The organism is Polymorphobacter megasporae, from assembly GCF_018982885.2.
GTDB lineage: Bacteria > Pseudomonadota > Alphaproteobacteria > Sphingomonadales > Sphingomonadaceae > Polymorphobacter_B > Polymorphobacter_B megasporae.
Genome location: NZ_CP081849.1, coordinates 284,320 through 299,758 on the forward strand (window position 1 = coordinate 284,320; position 15,439 = coordinate 299,758).

Genomic DNA, 15,439 nt, shown 5'->3' on the forward strand with positions numbered 1-15,439 from the left:
CGCTGCCAGTATCGCCTGCGGTGCTAAGTTAGGCGGCCACCTGCGCCTTGACCCGTCGCCGCGAGGCATAGCCGACGCAGCCGAAGCCGGTGAGCAGTAGCGCCCAGGTCGTGGGCTCTGGCACGCCGCCCACGACCGGACCAGTTCCATTTGCGGTGACGGTGAACACACCGGAGTTATCGCCGAAGCAACTCGGACTACCCGAATAGCCGCAGGCGTCGGTCAGGCCCAGATAGAGCGTCTTAGCTCCCGTCGGTACATAGAAGGTCTGAGTGGCACCGGCAGCGTCGCCAGTCCGTCCATCACCAATAAAGAATGATTGCTGCAACAAGGGTGACAGCGACCCAAAACTCGTTCCGCCGACTGTGAAGTTGAGCGCCGCCGGCGTGGTCATGCCGATGCTGGAACCCTCAAACACGCCGGCAATGAAGCCCGCGGTGGGCGACGAGATCCCAGATATACTGGCACCGCCGGTATTATATTCGCCTGACAGCGACCCGATGCCGTCGGCGTCGTTCAGCGTCCCTCCGTTTACCGTTACGGTCGAACCCTTCGAAACGCTGAAGGTGATAGAGCTGAGCCCCGCGACATTGATTGACTGCGGCGCCGTACCGTCGAAGACGACCCCGTTTGCGTTGTAGAGGTCATTGTTAGCGTTGACGACGACCATGGAAGCGGCGGATGCAAGCGCGCTGCCACTCAGCATGAAACCTGCTATCAAGAAATTCTGCAACCGTAACGACATACATAGCCCTCTCTGTTAAAAGAGCGTTAGCTATGTTTGAACGCAGCCTGACCGAGAAGACGACACGTCACGACGCGAGGCGACACGAGACGACAAAATGTGATATAGCGCCGGGATTATGCCTGTTGTTGGCACCACCGGCTGGATCGAGCACCGCCGCCGCAACTCGCGATGATCCGAATATCAGCTATCCTGCAGTAAGTTCCTGTAAGCGGTCAGACCGCCATCGGCCCCCTTCGCTGCATTGGCTGGCCCACTGGACGTGGGGCTGCACCGTCTGGAGAGACCATTATCCGACGCCGCTCGTTCTGCTGCCACATTATCTGCCGTGGAGCAGCTTCTCATGACGACGCCAGCGCAACGAACGGTCATCGTCACTGGAGCGGCTGGTGGTATCGGCGCAGCGATCGCGTCGCAGCTTGCGAGGTCGGGATGGCGGGTATTCGCGACGATGCGCCGACCTGTTTTAGCGCAGCATGGGCCGGATGCTCTGGCGCTGGATGTCACCAGCGATGATAGCGTAGATGCCGCCGTCGCGGAGGTCGTGGGCCGCACCGGGCGCGTCGACGCAATCGTCAACAACGCGGGTGTCGATCTGCTCGGCGCTGTCGAGGAAACCACAACCGAGGAAGCGCTCAAGCTTTTCGAGACGAACTTTTTCGGCGTGCATCGGCTCACCCGGGCAGTGCTACCAATTATGCGTGCCCAGCTTTCGGGCCGCATCGTTACGATCGGATCGATCGCCGGATTCGTGCCAACCCCGTTCAACGCGTTCTACTGCGCCTCTAAACACGCGTTGAAGGGCTACTGCGAGGCGCTCGACTACGAGATCAGACCTTTCGGCATTCGTACGATCCTGATCGAGCCGGGATTCATCCGGACAGGTCTCCGAGCCAAGAAAAGGACGGTGGCCGACAGCATCGACGCATACAGCGAAATTCGCGGCCGCGCGGGTGCTGGGTTTGACGAGAGTGTCAGTCGTGGGATCGATCCGGCTCGTGTTGCTGAAGTGGTCCAAAAGGCGCTCGTTGCCGCTCACCCAAAGTTCCGGCAGCTGGTGGGCAATGACGCGCGGTTGCTCAACATGGTCTATCACTATTTGCCTGGCTTCCTCTTCAAAGCCGGTATGAACCGGCAGTTTGGGATTGCGGGTCGGTAAATGCGCCAAGGGCGAGCCGGTAGGGAAGCAAACGCAGCGGAGGAAAGATGACAATCGCAGGGACCGCAATCGTCGAGAAGAGGAATGGCGGCACGGCCTTGGGCGCACTGGCTATCGGGGCGGTTGCCTTCGGGGCCGCCGCGGTAGGAGCCCTTGCCGTAGGTGTCATGACTGTCCGGCGCCTACGGATTTTGGAAGCTCGTATCGAAAAGCTCTCCATCGGGACGCTTACCGTTGATCATCTTAACGTGAAGCTAGCTGACGCGACGAGCTCTTTGTAGCTCATCTCGTTTGAGCTGCCCCCGGTTTCGTGGACACCGAGATAAGGTGTTTGATGAAGCTGGAGGGTACGATGCAACGACGGAAGTTCAGCCGGGAGTTTAAGCTCGAGGCGGCGAAGCTGGTGCGGGAACGGGGTGTGACGGCGGTGCAGGCCGCCTGCGATCTCGACCTGAATGTGAACGTGCTGCGCAAGTGGGTTGTCGCGCTGGCGGCCAATCCCGGGTCAGCGTTTCCCGGGCATGGACAGCTGAAGCCAGAGAGCCAGGAGCTTGAGCGGCTGCGCCGCGAGAACGCGAAGCTGAAAGCGGAGCGCGATATCCTAAAAAAAGCGGCCGCCTACTTCGCGAGGGACTCGATATGAGGTTCGCCTTCATCGCGAAGCACCGGGGGATCTGGCCGATGTCGTGGCTTTGCGGGGCGCTCGGTGTCGCGCGCAGTGGCTTTCATGCCTGGCTGTCGCGCGCGCCGAGCGCGCGGGCGCGGATGACGAGATGCTCGACGCGAAGGTGCGGGCGAGCTTCATCGGCAGCTACCGGACATACGGTGCCCGGCGGGTGTGGCACGATCTTCTGGCCGAAGGCCTGTCATGCGGCCTGCACCGCGTCGAACGGCTGATGCGCCAACAGGCGCTGAAGGCCCGCCCGCGTCGGCGCGGGCTGCCACGGGACGACGGCGAACGGTGGGTGATCGCCGGCAATGTGCTCGATCGCCAGTTCAGCGCCGACGCGCCCAACCAGAAGTGGGTCGCCGACTTCACCTATATCTGGACCGCCGAGGGCTGGCTGTACGTCGCCGCCGTCATCGACCTGTTCTCGCAGCGCGTCGTCGGCTGGTCGATGAGCGACACGATGACGGCGCAGCTCGTCACCGACGCGCTAATCAAGGCGATCTGGCGCCGGGGCTAGCCCGATGCCCTGCTGCATCACTCCGACCAGGGCAGCCAATACACCAGCGAGCAGTTCCAGCGTCTGATGGCCGACAACGGCGTCACCTGCTCGATGAGCCGATCGGGCAATGTCTGGGACAATGTCGCGATGGAGAGCTTCTTCTCCTCACTGAAGACCTAGCGCGTCGCACGCAAAATCTACCGCACGCGGGATCACGCCAAGGCCGAGGTGTTCGACGAAATCGAGCGCTTCTACAATCCGACCCGCCGGCACTCGACCCTGGGGTATCTCAGCCCCATGGACTTCGAGAAACAGGCGGTTGTAGCTTAACCTCCTGTCTACGGGACCGGTGGCAGCTCAGTTTGAAAGCCGCCCGAGCGCTTTCGGCCCCACTAGCGATTTCCGCGGGTTGCGTAAATTACCGAGTGTGATCTCGCTGCCGCGAGGGCTATCATAGTCGTAAACGAAAGCGACTTTCGGTCGCTTTAGTGCCGCGTTAGAGCTCCGATCGGTAAGCTAGCGACGACATCACCGTCCTCGTCGACGATTTCCAAAACACTCCCCGAAAGCTTCAAGGCGTGGTCGGCATGGCGGAGTTTATGCCTTGCTAATGTGAAGCGCCCGATCGCGATCGCATCGGTGATGTCGCCGAACTCTGCTTCCCCGCCGTTCAAATGCGTGGCATCGCCTGTACGTACCTGAAAACTATATCGAGCCATTGAGTGCCCCTCGATGATTAACCGTAACGCTCATCCTGTCTGATCGGTATGGCTCGGGTACACCACTAACCCCCTGATGGAGCCGCGACGTTGGGCCCCTGCGGCACCTGCACCGCCGTAGAAAGGTATGGCGTCAGCCATCGGAGGTTACGCAGACAGAGCAAAACGACTGGAGTATGACGCTGCAATTTGCTCACGCTCACTTCCGCACCGGCGACTGAAGTTGCCTGTGGGTAGATTCCGAGGGTACCACCTCTTCTCCGGAAGGCGCTCTCTCGCAGTGCAGCTCCCCGTACCAGGCGAGCGATGCAGGAGACGTGCGATGATGAGCGACACGCTATTGCGCGACACTGTCCAGATTGAGCTTGGCTGGGAGCCGCGGCTTGATGCCGGCAATATCGGTGTGACCGCCAAGTCGGGCGTCGTTACGCTTACCGGCAACGTCCCCAGCTACGCCGAAAAATATGCTGCCGAAATCGCGACGCGGCGGGTCAAGGGTGTCAAGGCCGTCGCCGAGGAACTCGAAGTCCATCTTCCATTTTCGGTCAAGCGCGACGATCGGGATATCGCATCTGCGATCGTCAACCGCTTCGCCTGGGACACGCAGGTACCGCATGACCGCGTCAAGGCGACAGTCGAGAAAGGTCGGGTCGTGCTGACCGGTCAGGTCGATTGGCAGTTTCAGAACGAATCGGCCAAAGATCACGTTCGCTATCTCTTCGGGGTCGTCGGCGTCTCCAATCAGCTGACATTGAAGCCGCGGGTCGAGACCGAGCACGTGAGTGATGATATCGATCATGCCTTGGGCCGGTCGTGGTTCTTCGATCCGGAAACCATTCATGTCACCGCCGAAGGTGGTAAAGTCCGATTGACTGGGACTGCGCGCACGCCGCACGACCGGATGCTTGCCGGATCGACAGCATGGGCCGCACCAGGGGCCACCTCGGTCGAGAATGATATCGTCGTCGTCTGATCAAGCTTGCCCGCGCTCAAACTTTGGCGAGGGGTGGCAACACCAAGGAACGGTGATGGGTCGCGTCCTTCTCGCGGTTATCGTGCTGTTGTTCGTAGGCGCCTTTGCGGCCGCCCATGCCGTCTGGCGATATTGACCGCAAATTCCGATTGGACACCCAATTGACGAAGAGAAAGCGTCTGATCAACTCGGCGCTCGCGGCGGCGGCAGCAGCAATGTTGCTCGGCGACCGCGCTGCTGCGGTTCCCAGTTTCGCGGCACAGACTGGCCAGCCGTGCCAATCGTGCCACGTCGGCGGCTTCGGCCCCCAGCTTACCCAGTACGGTAGGGAGTTCAAGATCGGCGGGTACACGACGCGTGCCGTGCCGTGGAACGTCCCCCTTTCAGCCCAGGCGATCGGATCCTTTACGGCAACGCGCAAAGCGCAAGCTGCCCCGCCTACGCCGGACTTTCACACGAACAATAACCTCGCGCTCGACCAGATCGGCATTTTTCTCGGCGGCGGCATCGGCAATCATTTCGGTGGACTCGCGCAGGCAACCTACAGCGGCACCAGTCACAAATGGTCGTGGGACAACACCGATCTTCGCGCGGTCGACCGCGTGACGATCGTCGGTACGCCGGTGGTGATCGGTGCGAGCCTTAACAACAATCCGGGCATCGACGACCCGTGGAATACGCTCCCCGGTTGGGGATATCCGTACTCAGGTTCGGCGTTGCTGCCGTCGCCGGCGACCGCGCCGCTATTTTCCGGTGGGTTGGGACAGAAGGTCGTTGGCTTGACCGCCTATGCGTGGATCGACGGTAAGGGCTATGTCGAGGGTGGCGGCTTCCGCACACCCAGCGTTGGCACGCTGCGCTGGCTCGGGTCCGATCCCTACTCTCCCGGCGACATCAATGGCATTGCCCCCTACGGTCGCATCGCCTACCAACAGCCGCTGGGCGCCGGCGACATCGAGGTTGGTGCGTTCGCGCTGCGTGCGAGCCTCTTCCCTAGCCGCGACCGCACGACCGGGAACACAGACCGCTACACCGACACTGGGATTGACGCGTCGTTCCAGCTACCCCGGGCGAACAGCGATGTCTTCTCGATCAACGCGCGTTATACGCACGAAGACCAGCGGCTCGGCGCGTCACAGGCGCTCGGCAATGTCGGCAATAGCGGCGGTAACCTCGACGATTTCCGCATCGACGGCTCGTACTACTTCCGCCAGGCGCTTGGCGGCACAGTCCAGTTCTTCCAGACGACGGGGTCGAGCGACTTCGTTCATTACGGCGGCCGGACCGGACGACCCGACAGCGACGGCTTCGTCTTCCAGATCGACGGTACGCCGTTCGGCAACGACTCCCCGGTGGGCAGCTGGTTCAACGTCCGGCTCGGCGTTCAGTACACCGCCTACACCCGCTTCGATGGCGCGCGGATCAACTACGACGGCAGCGGCACCAATGCCGCCGATAACAACAGCTTGAGGATATTCGCATGGCTGGCCTTGTAATCGCACGCGTCGTCATCCTCCTCGTGGGGCTCGCCGCAGCGTCACCATCGCTTGCCGATGCCGCGGCGGGACAAAAGGTGTTCCAAAGCCAATGCTCGACCTGTCATGCCGTGACGAGCGGCACGATGAAGATTGGGCCCAGCCTGTACGCCATTGTCGGCCGGGCCGCAGGGACGGAGACGGGGTATCGGTATAGCCCGGCGATGACAAAGTCGGGCCTGACTTGGACGTCGGCGGAGCTGCACACCTACCTCGCCGCACCGCGAAAGGCGGTACCAGGCACCAAGATGACCTACGCCGGGGTGAAGGATCCCGCCAAACTTGACGATGTCGTCGCCTACCTGGAAACCGTGAAGTGAACGGATCGGGCTATGACCTATGCCACGGCGAGGGTGGTCGTCGAGCTTGGCCGTTCGAACGTGCGACTGCTCGCATTTGCTGCCGACCTCGCAACGCGAATGAGGCTCGGGATCATGGGCGTCGCCGCGTTTCAGCCAATGGCTGCGATATATGACCAATCGATGATCCTCGGTGATTATGGCAGGAGGATCGAGAAGAGCTCGAAACAAAGATCAAGACCGCCAAAGTTGAATTCGACGCATCACTGGATGGGCGCGGAATTAAGCTCGACTGACATTCAATCGTCACAATCAGCTCACTCTGCGAGTACACTGTCGCGCGCGCCCGGGCCGCCGATGGCATCCTGCGCGCGACCGGCGGTGAACCGATGGTGGCCTCGCGCCGTGCCGGCGTCAGCGACATTGTCATACATGCGGGTCGACCGGTCTTGCTCGTACCGACGCATGTCCAGACGCTCGCGCTCGATCATTCGGTCATCGCTTGGAAAGATACCCGCGACGCGCGATCGCCGACGCGCTGCCGCTTCTGAAGCTGGCCCGGAACGTGACGATCGTCGAGATCGCCAGTGCCGCCAAATTGAGCGCAGCGAAGCTGCGGCTCGAGGATCTCGTCGGCTGGCTTCGGCATCAACTGATCACTGCTACCGCCGCGCCGGTCCTCGTCATCGGCGACGATGCGACCCAGCTAGCGCAATTCATTGCTGAGGCAAAAGCGGATCCAACCGTGGCTGGAGCCTATGGTTACAGCCGAATGCGCCAATGGGCACTGGGCGGAGTAACCCGCGACCTGCTCCTCGCGCCGCAGCAATGTGCGCTTGCTGTCGCACCAACCAATTGCGCGTCCGAAATAAAACTACTTTGACAGATCCATAATTTATGCGCTGCGGATACGGCAATGCCAGTCGTGGCCAAGGCCAACGTGAACGCGATTAGCAAGTTGCGCATGATGGTATTTATAGCCCATCATTTCCAGTGGACGCGATCGGAGCGAATTTGCGATGACGCCAAGTATAAAAAATGGCGGACCCCGATCTCACTCAGCGCCGGCGTTCGCTGCGACGTTATCGGCGACGCACGCCACAACGCTCTTGCGCACGTTGGGGCCGGGTCTTGTCACCGGCGCAGCCGACGACGATCCGAGCGGGATCGCGACATACAGCCAAGTCGGCGCGCAGTTCGGGTACGGCCTGGCGTGGACCATGCTGTTCAGTTTCCCGCTGCAGGCGGTGTTCCAGGAGGTCTGCGCGCGCATTGGCGCGGTGACCGGCGTCGGCATCGCCCATAACCTGCGGCGGCACTACCCTCTATGGCTGCTGCGGTCGGCGGTCCTGCTGCTGCTGATCGCCAACGTCATAAACCTCGGGGCCGATCTCGGGGCGATGGGTGCCGCTGCGCAGCTGCTGATCGGCGGGTCGGGCTTGCTCTACACGGTGCTGTTCGGGATAGCCTGCATCCTGCTCGAAACATTCCTCAGCTATGCACGCTACTCCCAAGTGCTGAAGTGGCTGACGCTGTCGTTGTTTGCCTATGTCGCGGTCGTATTTGCCGCGCACGTACACTGGAGCACAGCGCTATTTTATACGATGGTCCCGCATCTAACGTTCGACAGACCCCATGCTACAGCGCTGGTTGCGGTTCTCGGCACAACGATTAGCCCCTATCTGTTTTTCTGGCAAAGCTCCCAGGAGGTCGAGGAAGGTCGACGCCGCCATGTTCAACCGTTGGGCCTCCGGCCTCGCACCGCTGCGGGCGAGCTTGCGCGCATCCGCACCGATACGGTCGTCGGCATGGGTGTCTCCAACCTCATCGCGCTGTTCATCATCCTGGCAACGGCCGCTACGCTGCACGCTGCCGGCATCACCAATATTCAGACCTCGTCGCAAGCGGCCGAAGCCCTGCGCCCAATAGCAGGCCCGTTCACATTCTTCGTCTTTGCCGCCGGGATCATCGGCACCGGAATGCTCGCCGTTCCGGTCCTTGCGGGTTCAGCTGCCTATGCCGTCGCCGAAGTCTTCCATTGGAAAGGAGGCCTAGACAGCCGATTTTCGCAAGCTCGCGCTTTCTACGGGACGATCGCTGCGGCGACGCTGGCCGGGGTCGCGCTCAATTTTACAGCGCTCGATCCTATCAAGGCGCTCTACTGGGCAGCCGTTGTCAACGGCGTGCTCGCCGCGCCGCTGATGGTGGTCATCATGCTCATCGCGACCAAGCCTAAAATTATGGGGCAATTTATTCTTCCGCTATCGATGCGTGTCGTCGGTTGGCTAGCAACGTCGGTAATGGCAACTGCAACAATCGGACTTTTCTTGATAAATTGAAGTATCAGTTGTGATTAACCTGGTCCCGGCGTCCACTCGCCTTCGGCCTTGAGCAGCGAGTTTGTCAGGATGACAAGCTTCCGCATGAGGGCTGTGATCGCAACCTTTAAGGACGGCAGCCGGTCGTCTTTGCGTCAGGCGAGCTGCGCATTTGCGGCTTAGAGCCTGAACGAAAAGTAGTTGAGCGATACCAGTAGGTTGTGATTCACCGTCGTTGTCGAGACGATAGGAGAAGAACTTGCCTTGGACTGATACCGCTCGCCGTCAGCATATGCGCAAGGGGGGGCGCTATCCAAGCGATTTACGGGATGCGGAATGGGCGTTGATCGAGCCGCTGTTTCCGGCAGCCCGCAGCGGCGGGCGTCGTCGCACGACCTGCCTTCGGGCGGTGATGGATGCGATCATGTATATTGCGTCGAGCGGTTGCGCCTGGCGGATGCTGCCCAAATGCTTTCCGGCGACGTCGACAGTGCGCGGCTATTTCTACAGCTGGCGGGATAGTGGGCTGCTGACGACAATCAACCACTTGCTGGTAATGGCAGCACGCGAACAGGCCGGCCGCGAGGCCTCACCCAGTGCTGGCGTTATCGACAGCCAATCGGTCAAAACAACGGAAAGCGGCGGAATTTGCGGCTATGACGCCGGCAAGAAGGTGAAGGGCCGCAAACGCCATATCATCACCGATACCTGCGGCTTTCTGGTGTTTATCCTGGTCCATGCCGCCGACATTCAGGACCGCGACGGCGCTGTCGATGTCCTCAAAGCCATCCGTTTCCGTTTCCCGTTCCTGCGCCATGTGTTTGCCGATGGTGGCTATGCCGGTGACAAACTCAAGGCCGCGCTTGAAGGCCATGGCAGCTGGACCCTCGAAATCATCAAGCGCTCCGATACCGCCAAGGGCTTTGTGCTTTTGCCCCGCCGTTGGGTTGTCGAGCGGACCTTCGCGTGGCTGGGCCGCTGCCGACGTCTCGCCAAAGACTGGGAGCGATCCATCGAAAGCGCCACGGCATGGGCAACCATCGCCAGCATCCGAATGCTCACACGCAGAATCGCAAGGCTCTCAACTCATTGATGTACTTTTGAATCGGGCTCTTAGGCATGGTGGCTCGAAAGGATGTTCGTCAGTCTGATCGACTGCTCAATTTGCTACGGACTTGTGTGTTATTATATCGACTTGGAGTCGGGAGTTAGATAAGATAAATTACACGTAAATCGTGTTAGGTAACGATATTTGATCAAACTTTGTGTCTAGGGTTGCCATGCACTTTATTAGCATTACGAGATTAAGAATTCGATCGTTCCGTTTCCTACCCCGTTTCGCGATGGACTTCCTTGAAACTCGGAAACAGGTGAAAGGCTCAACCGGCTTCAAGGGCGGATCGCTTTTAGCTGATCGTTCCTGGACATTTTGGACTATGACGATGTGGGATAGCCAGCAAAGCATGAAAAGCTATATGAATGTGGGTTCGCATCGGACAGCAATGCCGCGCCTTTTGGAATGGTGCGATGAGGCATCTGTCGTTCATTGGACCCAGTCGGAGGCTGATCTTCCATCGTGGATCGAGGCCGACAAGCACATGCGTAATGACGGACGCCCTTCGAAAGTTCGAAACCCCAGCCCACAGCACGCGACTATGACTTTTCGTGCACCACGTACGATCCTATCAGGGCCGATCAAACCGGAATCCCAATAGTACTGCTTTTGATAATCTTTGCCATGATAACGGATCCGCCACGCGCCTTTGTAGAGGGCGACCTTGCCGATCCTGAGTCGAGTCGCGGCCTCGAACTGAGCCCGCTGCCGATGTGCATCTGGAGTCGCTGCCGCTCAGGCCTAGCTGAGCGCAGCGACAAGAATTGCGGGGGCCGATTGCTGTCTGGCGTGTCTTAGCGCAGAGAACACATGACCAGCCATTTGTGACGGCATCGTACACCGACATTGATGGATTTGGGTGAGACCTGCAGAGGCTTCGGTCCCATCACGCTGTCACCCACGAATTACCGGTCGGAGAATATGAATGAATATCCTCGTCATCCTCACTTCACACCCCGATCTTGGCAATACGGGCAAGAAAACCGGGTTTTGGCTCGAAGAGCTGGCGGCACCCTATTATGTCTTCACGGACGCCGGGGCGGTGGTAACGCTGGCCTCGCCGCGCGGTGGACAGCCGCCACTTGATCCCAAGAGCGCCGAGCCCGATGCCGCGACGGCGTCCACACGGCGGTTCAATGCCGATGCGATGGCAACAGCGGCGCTGGCCACGACCCACAAACTGGCCGACGTCACGATCGCCGACTATGACGCGGTGTTCTATCCCGGCGGTCATGGCCCGCTGTGGGATTTGACGAACGATCCGGTGTCGGTCGCGCTGATCGAAGGCATGCTTGCCGCTGGCAAGCCGGTGGCGGCCGTCTGCCACGCGCCAGGGGTACTTCGCGACGTCAAGAACCAGGACCGCACGTCGTTGATCGCGGGCAAGAACGTCACCGGCTTCACCGACACGGAGGAAGCTGCCGTCGGACTGACCGGCATTGTGCCATTTCTTGTGGAGGATATGCTAAAGGCGAAGGGCGGCCATTACACGAAAGCTGCCGATTGGGCGGTTCATGTGGTTGAGGACGGCCTGTTAATTACCGGTCAAAACCCAGCATCGTCGGCCAAGGCTGCCGAGATGCTTCTGCGAAAAATCGGGTGAAACGCAACAAATTATCTGGGGGGCGGCCGCGGCGAGGCGGCGCTCGACTATAACGGCAAAATACTGCAAGCGGCCCGGCGCATCGCTCTACGGCTATCCAATCGCTTCGCCTCGTTTTTTTTCAACTAATCCAGGCCTCGGCGCGCGAAACGCCCTATGTCCTCGACGGGCCCGTCCACAACGATAGTTGGGAGGTGAGTAACAACGGACCAGAAAACATACATAAGGCAGTCCGCATTTTGGCTGCGCAGCTTCCGGAACGGCAAAAATTGGCGGCTTGTTGCGGGAATGGCTTTTGACCGCAGAGAATCATTAGTGGGTGTTCGTTCATCACAAACACCGCAGGACGTTATAGCATCGCTATAGACTCCTTATATAGCAGTGCTATATATGGTCGATGACGACACGCGAGAAACTGCTAGCGGTAGCGTTACAAGCGCTTGAAAAAGAGGGCGAAGCCCAGTTTTCGACGCGCGCGGTTTGCGCCTTGGCGGGCGTCAGCGCGCCGACGCTCTACCACCACTTCGGCAGCGCCGATGGCCTCCTGAGTGCCGCGATGACGGAAGCCTTCCGCCAGTTTCTCGAGCGGAAGAAAGCGGCGGTGATATCGCCTGATCCAGAAACCGCGTTAAGGCAGGGCTGGGACGATTATGTCGGCTTCGCAGCGGATCGCCCGCGCCTGTACGCGGCGATGATCGCCCGTGTGATGCTCGGCGTGCGCATTCCGGCGGCGGAAGAGGCGCGCCAGCTTCTAAACCACCAGATCGCCGCGATCGCCGCCGAAGGTCGACTGGGGATGTCCTCGTCCGACGCAGCAGCCGATCTCGCCTGGGCAATAGCCCACGCTGCCGCGCTGCTGCATGTGACAGCGGTCGATCGCAAACCCGAACCCGAAGTGATCGCCGCCCTCCGCGATTATGCGCTTCAAACCATCTGCAAACCTCGCCAGAAGAAATTGCTCACATGAAAATATTGGTTACTGGTGGCTCGGGCTTTCTCGGCGCACGGCTGATTCCAAAGCTGGTGGCGGACGGTCATGACGTGCTGGCGCTCTCACGATCGGCGGCGTCGGTTCAAAAAGTGAAAGCGCTGGGTGCGTCGCCAGTTGCGGGCGATCTTGAACAGCCCAACGCACTTTCACTGCCACCCATCGATGCGGTGATCCACGCGGCGGCCGTCTTCCGATTTGCCGGGGCGCGCGAGCCGTATTTCCGAACGAATGTGACCGGCACCCGCGCGCTGCTGCAGGCAGCGGAGACGGCAGGGGCGGGCTCGTTCCTCTATGTCAGCGCCGGCGCTGTAGTCATGGATGATCGAGGTTCACCCGTTCATAACGTCGACGAAAGCGCGCCGACCTACCCGAACAGCTTCTCGGCCTATATTGGCAGCAAGGCGCAAGGTGAGGCCGCTGTGCTAAGGGCAAACAAACCCGGTTTTCGCACGATCGCAATCCGACCCCCAGCCATCTGGGGACCGGGCGATGCCTTCAGTCATGCGATACCCGAGGCGATCGGATCGGGCCACTTCGCTTTCATCGGGCGTGGCGACTATCCGGTCATAACCTGCCACGTCGATAACGTGATCGAGGCTCTGCAATGTGCGCTTGAACGCGGCGCAGGCGGGCGCACTTATTGGGTGGCGGATCAAGAGCGGATAAACTTTCGCGACTTCATCGGCGGCCTTGCGGATCTGCAAGGGCTATCCATCGAGAAAATTCGCTCGATGCCCTATGGACTGGCTTTCGCCATTGGCCGGATCATGGAAATTGGGGCGGCGTTGTCTTTCTCCAAGAAAGACCCTCCCTTGTCGCGTACCATGGTCCGGATGATCGGACGAGAGTTTACGGCCAGCGATGCCGCCGCGCGGAGCGAACTTGGCTATGTCGCCAAGGTGTCCCGCGAGGAAGGCCTCGCAATGTATCGGTCGTGACAGACAGCCCCGGATTTTGCAGTGACGCCGTTGCCGGCATCGATCCGCGGCTGCCAGTCTAATTCAGTCTGGACCGTATCCCGCAGTAGGCATCGGTCATCATCACTTTATCCTGATTTCCTCGCCGGGCTTAGACGTTGTCAGGTAAAAGCGGCAATCATGTGTCGCGGTGACAGGTTCGGAATATACCCAGATGCCTGCGTCCGCGCCTACGGTATTCGGTGCCGACGTAGGTAGCGATTTAGTGCCGGCCGGTATGAGTAGTTTCCGATAGCTGGCGCTGCATGGTGCCGCGCCGCTAATAGAATCTCTTGGACTACCGCTAGTCGCTCGCTTCGAGGATAGTTGATGAAAGATGTTACGCGGTGCGAACCAATCGCGGTCATAATGTGTCAGCCGACGGGTATCCCGGCGCATTTGACGGCAGGATACGGATCCAGCGATGTTCGATAATGCGTCGGCGATCGACCTCGCGCGGGCACAGTTCGCGTTCACGATCTCATTCCACTTCATCTTTCCGGCGCTGTCGATCGGGCTGGCGAGCTATCTCGCGGTCCTTGAAGCGCTGTGGCTGCGGACCGGACGCGAGGTCTATCTAACGCTGTTCAAATATTGGCTGAAGATCTTCGCCATCGCCTTCGGAATGGGCGTCGTTTCGGGCATCGTCATGGCGTACCAGTTCGGCACCAACTGGGCGGTGTTCTCCGATAAGGCGGGGCCGGTGATCGGGCCGCTGATGGCCTACGAAGTGCTGACCGCCTTCTTCCTCGAGGCCGGCTTCCTCGGCGTCATGCTGTTCGGCATGGAGCGAGTCGGACGCAAATTGCACTTCACCGCGACGCTCGCGGTCGCGGCCGGCACCTTCATCTCGGCGTTCTGGATCATCGTCGTCAATTCGTGGATGCAGACGCCGCAGGGCTATGGAGTCAACGCACATGGCCAATTCATCCCGCTCGACTGGTGGGTGGTGATCTTCAACCCGTCGATGCCGTACCGATTGGTGCACACCGTCCTCGGGGCCTATCTGACTGTCGCCTTCGTCGTCGGCGGGGTCGGCGCATGGCACCTGCTGCGCGAGCGCCATCACCGCGAAGGTCCGAGCGAAAGCACCCGCGTCATGTTCTCGATGGCGATGTGGATGGCGGCGATCGTCGCGCCGCTGCAGATCGTCGCCGGCCACACCCAGGGCGAGAACACGCTCGCCTACCAGCCGGCAAAGATCGCCGCGATGGAAGGCGACTACCGCAGTTATCCGCACGGCGCGCCGCTGACGCTGTTCGGCATTCCGGATCAGGCAAACGGCGTCATGCGCCACGCGGTCGAGATTCCCCTGCTCGGCTCACTGGTCCTGAAGAACGACCTGCATGCCCCGATCGCCGGTCTCGACGCCTTTCCGCGCCGCGATTGGGCCCCGGTCAACATCGTTTTCTGGACGTTTCGCATCATGGTCGCCATCGGCGTCGGCATGGCCGCGCTCGGGCTGTGGAGCCTCGTCGCGCGGGCGACGGGCAATCTCTACGGCTGGCCGTGGATGCACCGCTTCGCCGTGCTGATGGGGCCGACCGGCTTCGTCGCGGTGATCGCCGGCTGGGCGACGACCGAAAGCGGGCGGCAGCCGTTCACCGTCTTCCACCTGCTGCGGACGGCGCAGTCGGTGTCGCCGCTGCAAGCGCCGGCGGTGGCGTCGTCGTTGATCGCCTTCGTTCTCGTCTATTTCGCAGTGTTCGGCACCGGCACATGGTTCATTCTCAAGCTGATGGGGCACTCACCGCATCCGGGCGAGAGCGGACCGTCTCGCGGCGACGTTACCCGTACTGCCGGCATCACGCCGGCCCCTCAGCTCGATCCCTCGATCCTGAGCCCGGCAGAATAGGTC

Annotated in this window: 14 protein-coding genes and 1 pseudogene; 12 read left to right on the forward strand and 3 right to left on the reverse strand. The window is 60.5% G+C overall.

Annotated elements, in window-relative coordinates; translation table 11 throughout:
- Window positions 1-28: 28 nt before the first annotated feature.
- Window positions 29-745 carry a PEPxxWA-CTERM sorting domain-containing protein gene (locus tag KTC28_RS19695; protein WP_216711540.1) on the reverse strand — a complete coding sequence of 239 codons (717 nt, stop codon included), beginning with the start codon at window positions 743-745 and terminating at the stop codon, window positions 29-31.
- A 343-nt stretch (window positions 746-1,088) separates the two neighbouring features.
- On the opposite strand from KTC28_RS19695, the gene KTC28_RS19700 reads away from it, so the two are divergent.
- Window positions 1,089-1,904: an SDR family NAD(P)-dependent oxidoreductase gene (locus KTC28_RS19700; protein WP_216711541.1), complete on the forward strand. Its 816-nt coding sequence runs from the start codon at window positions 1,089-1,091 to the stop codon at window positions 1,902-1,904.
- A gap of 352 nt (window positions 1,905-2,256) precedes the next feature.
- Window positions 2,257-3,403, forward strand: a pseudogene (locus KTC28_RS19705) (IS3 family transposase).
- A 155-nt stretch (window positions 3,404-3,558) separates the two neighbouring features.
- Here KTC28_RS19705 and KTC28_RS19710 read toward each other — a convergent pair.
- Window positions 3,559-3,792 carry a hypothetical protein gene (locus tag KTC28_RS19710; RefSeq protein ID WP_216711542.1) on the reverse strand — a complete coding sequence of 78 codons (234 nt, stop codon included), beginning with the start codon at window positions 3,790-3,792 and terminating at the stop codon, window positions 3,559-3,561.
- A gap of 127 nt (window positions 3,793-3,919) precedes the next feature.
- Here KTC28_RS19710 and KTC28_RS19715 point away from each other — a divergent pair, with 127 nt between their 5' ends.
- From KTC28_RS19715 to KTC28_RS19725, 3 genes are all read left to right on the forward strand, one after another.
- Window positions 3,920-4,765: a BON domain-containing protein gene (locus KTC28_RS19715; RefSeq protein WP_369426598.1), complete on the forward strand. Its 846-nt coding sequence runs from the start codon at window positions 3,920-3,922 to the stop codon at window positions 4,763-4,765.
- A 161-nt stretch (window positions 4,766-4,926) separates the two neighbouring features.
- Window positions 4,927-6,261: a hypothetical protein gene (locus KTC28_RS19720; RefSeq protein WP_216711543.1), complete on the forward strand. Its 1,335-nt coding sequence runs from the start codon at window positions 4,927-4,929 to the stop codon at window positions 6,259-6,261.
- Window positions 6,246-6,620, forward strand: a complete 375-nt coding sequence (locus tag KTC28_RS19725) for a c-type cytochrome (RefSeq protein WP_216711544.1) — start codon at window positions 6,246-6,248, stop codon at window positions 6,618-6,620. Before KTC28_RS19720 ends, KTC28_RS19725 begins: the two co-directional genes overlap by 16 nt.
- A 296-nt stretch (window positions 6,621-6,916) precedes the next feature.
- Here the strand turns inward: KTC28_RS19725 and KTC28_RS19730 are convergent, their stop codons facing one another.
- Window positions 6,917-7,090 (reverse strand): hypothetical protein, encoded by a 174-nt coding sequence (locus tag KTC28_RS19730; RefSeq protein ID WP_216711545.1) that lies wholly within the window; start codon window positions 7,088-7,090, stop codon window positions 6,917-6,919.
- A gap of 74 nt (window positions 7,091-7,164) precedes the next feature.
- Between KTC28_RS19730 and KTC28_RS19735 the strand changes: the two genes are divergently transcribed.
- The 7 genes from KTC28_RS19735 (at window position 7,165) to KTC28_RS19770 (ending at window position 15,436) form a co-directional block, all read left to right on the forward strand.
- The gene (locus KTC28_RS19735; protein ID WP_216711546.1) at window positions 7,165-7,482 is read left to right on the forward strand and encodes a universal stress protein; all 318 of its coding nucleotides are present in this window, start codon (window positions 7,165-7,167) and stop codon (window positions 7,480-7,482) included.
- A gap of 136 nt (window positions 7,483-7,618) precedes the next feature.
- Window positions 7,619-8,938, forward strand: a complete 1,320-nt coding sequence (locus KTC28_RS19740; RefSeq protein WP_216711547.1) for an NRAMP family divalent metal transporter — start codon at window positions 7,619-7,621, stop codon at window positions 8,936-8,938.
- A 238-nt stretch (window positions 8,939-9,176) separates the two neighbouring features.
- A complete protein-coding gene (locus KTC28_RS19745) occupies window positions 9,177-10,010 on the forward strand; it encodes an IS5 family transposase (RefSeq protein WP_216711713.1) in 834 nt (277 codons plus the stop codon).
- A 946-nt stretch (window positions 10,011-10,956) separates the two neighbouring features.
- A complete protein-coding gene (locus tag KTC28_RS19755; protein ID WP_216711657.1) occupies window positions 10,957-11,634 on the forward strand; it encodes a type 1 glutamine amidotransferase domain-containing protein in 678 nt (225 codons plus the stop codon).
- 397 nt (window positions 11,635-12,031) lie between these two features.
- Window positions 12,032-12,601, forward strand: a complete 570-nt coding sequence (locus tag KTC28_RS19760; protein ID WP_216711658.1) for a TetR/AcrR family transcriptional regulator — start codon at window positions 12,032-12,034, stop codon at window positions 12,599-12,601.
- Window positions 12,598-13,563, forward strand: a complete 966-nt coding sequence (locus KTC28_RS19765; RefSeq protein ID WP_216711659.1) for an NAD-dependent epimerase/dehydratase family protein — start codon at window positions 12,598-12,600, stop codon at window positions 13,561-13,563. The genes KTC28_RS19760 and KTC28_RS19765 overlap by 4 nt, the downstream gene beginning before the upstream one ends.
- A gap of 442 nt (window positions 13,564-14,005) precedes the next feature.
- Window positions 14,006-15,436 (forward strand): cytochrome ubiquinol oxidase subunit I, encoded by a 1,431-nt coding sequence (locus KTC28_RS19770; protein WP_223132364.1) that lies wholly within the window; start codon window positions 14,006-14,008, stop codon window positions 15,434-15,436.
- Window positions 15,437-15,439 lie beyond the last annotated feature (3 nt).

Coding starts and splice junctions, on each gene's coding strand:
- KTC28_RS19760 (WP_216711658.1), top strand. CDS start 12,032: ATGACGACACGCGAGAAACTGCTAGCGGTAGCGTTACAAGCGCTTGAA.
- KTC28_RS19770 (WP_223132364.1), top strand. CDS start 14,006: ATGTTCGATAATGCGTCGGCGATCGACCTCGCGCGGGCACAGTTCGCG.
- KTC28_RS19740 (WP_216711547.1), top strand. CDS start 7,619: ATGACGCCAAGTATAAAAAATGGCGGACCCCGATCTCACTCAGCGCCG.
- KTC28_RS19715 (WP_369426598.1), top strand. CDS start 3,920: ATGGCGTCAGCCATCGGAGGTTACGCAGACAGAGCAAAACGACTGGAG.
- KTC28_RS19755 (WP_216711657.1), top strand. CDS start 10,957: ATGAATATCCTCGTCATCCTCACTTCACACCCCGATCTTGGCAATACG.
- KTC28_RS19700 (WP_216711541.1), top strand. CDS start 1,089: ATGACGACGCCAGCGCAACGAACGGTCATCGTCACTGGAGCGGCTGGT.
- KTC28_RS19710 (WP_216711542.1), bottom strand. CDS start 3,792: ATGGCTCGATATAGTTTTCAGGTACGTACAGGCGATGCCACGCATTTG.
- KTC28_RS19765 (WP_216711659.1), top strand. CDS start 12,598: ATGAAAATATTGGTTACTGGTGGCTCGGGCTTTCTCGGCGCACGGCTG.
- KTC28_RS19725 (WP_216711544.1), top strand. CDS start 6,246: ATGGCTGGCCTTGTAATCGCACGCGTCGTCATCCTCCTCGTGGGGCTC.
- KTC28_RS19695 (WP_216711540.1), bottom strand. CDS start 745: ATGTCGTTACGGTTGCAGAATTTCTTGATAGCAGGTTTCATGCTGAGT.
- KTC28_RS19730 (WP_216711545.1), bottom strand. CDS start 7,090: ATGATCGAGCGCGAGCGTCTGGACATGCGTCGGTACGAGCAAGACCGG.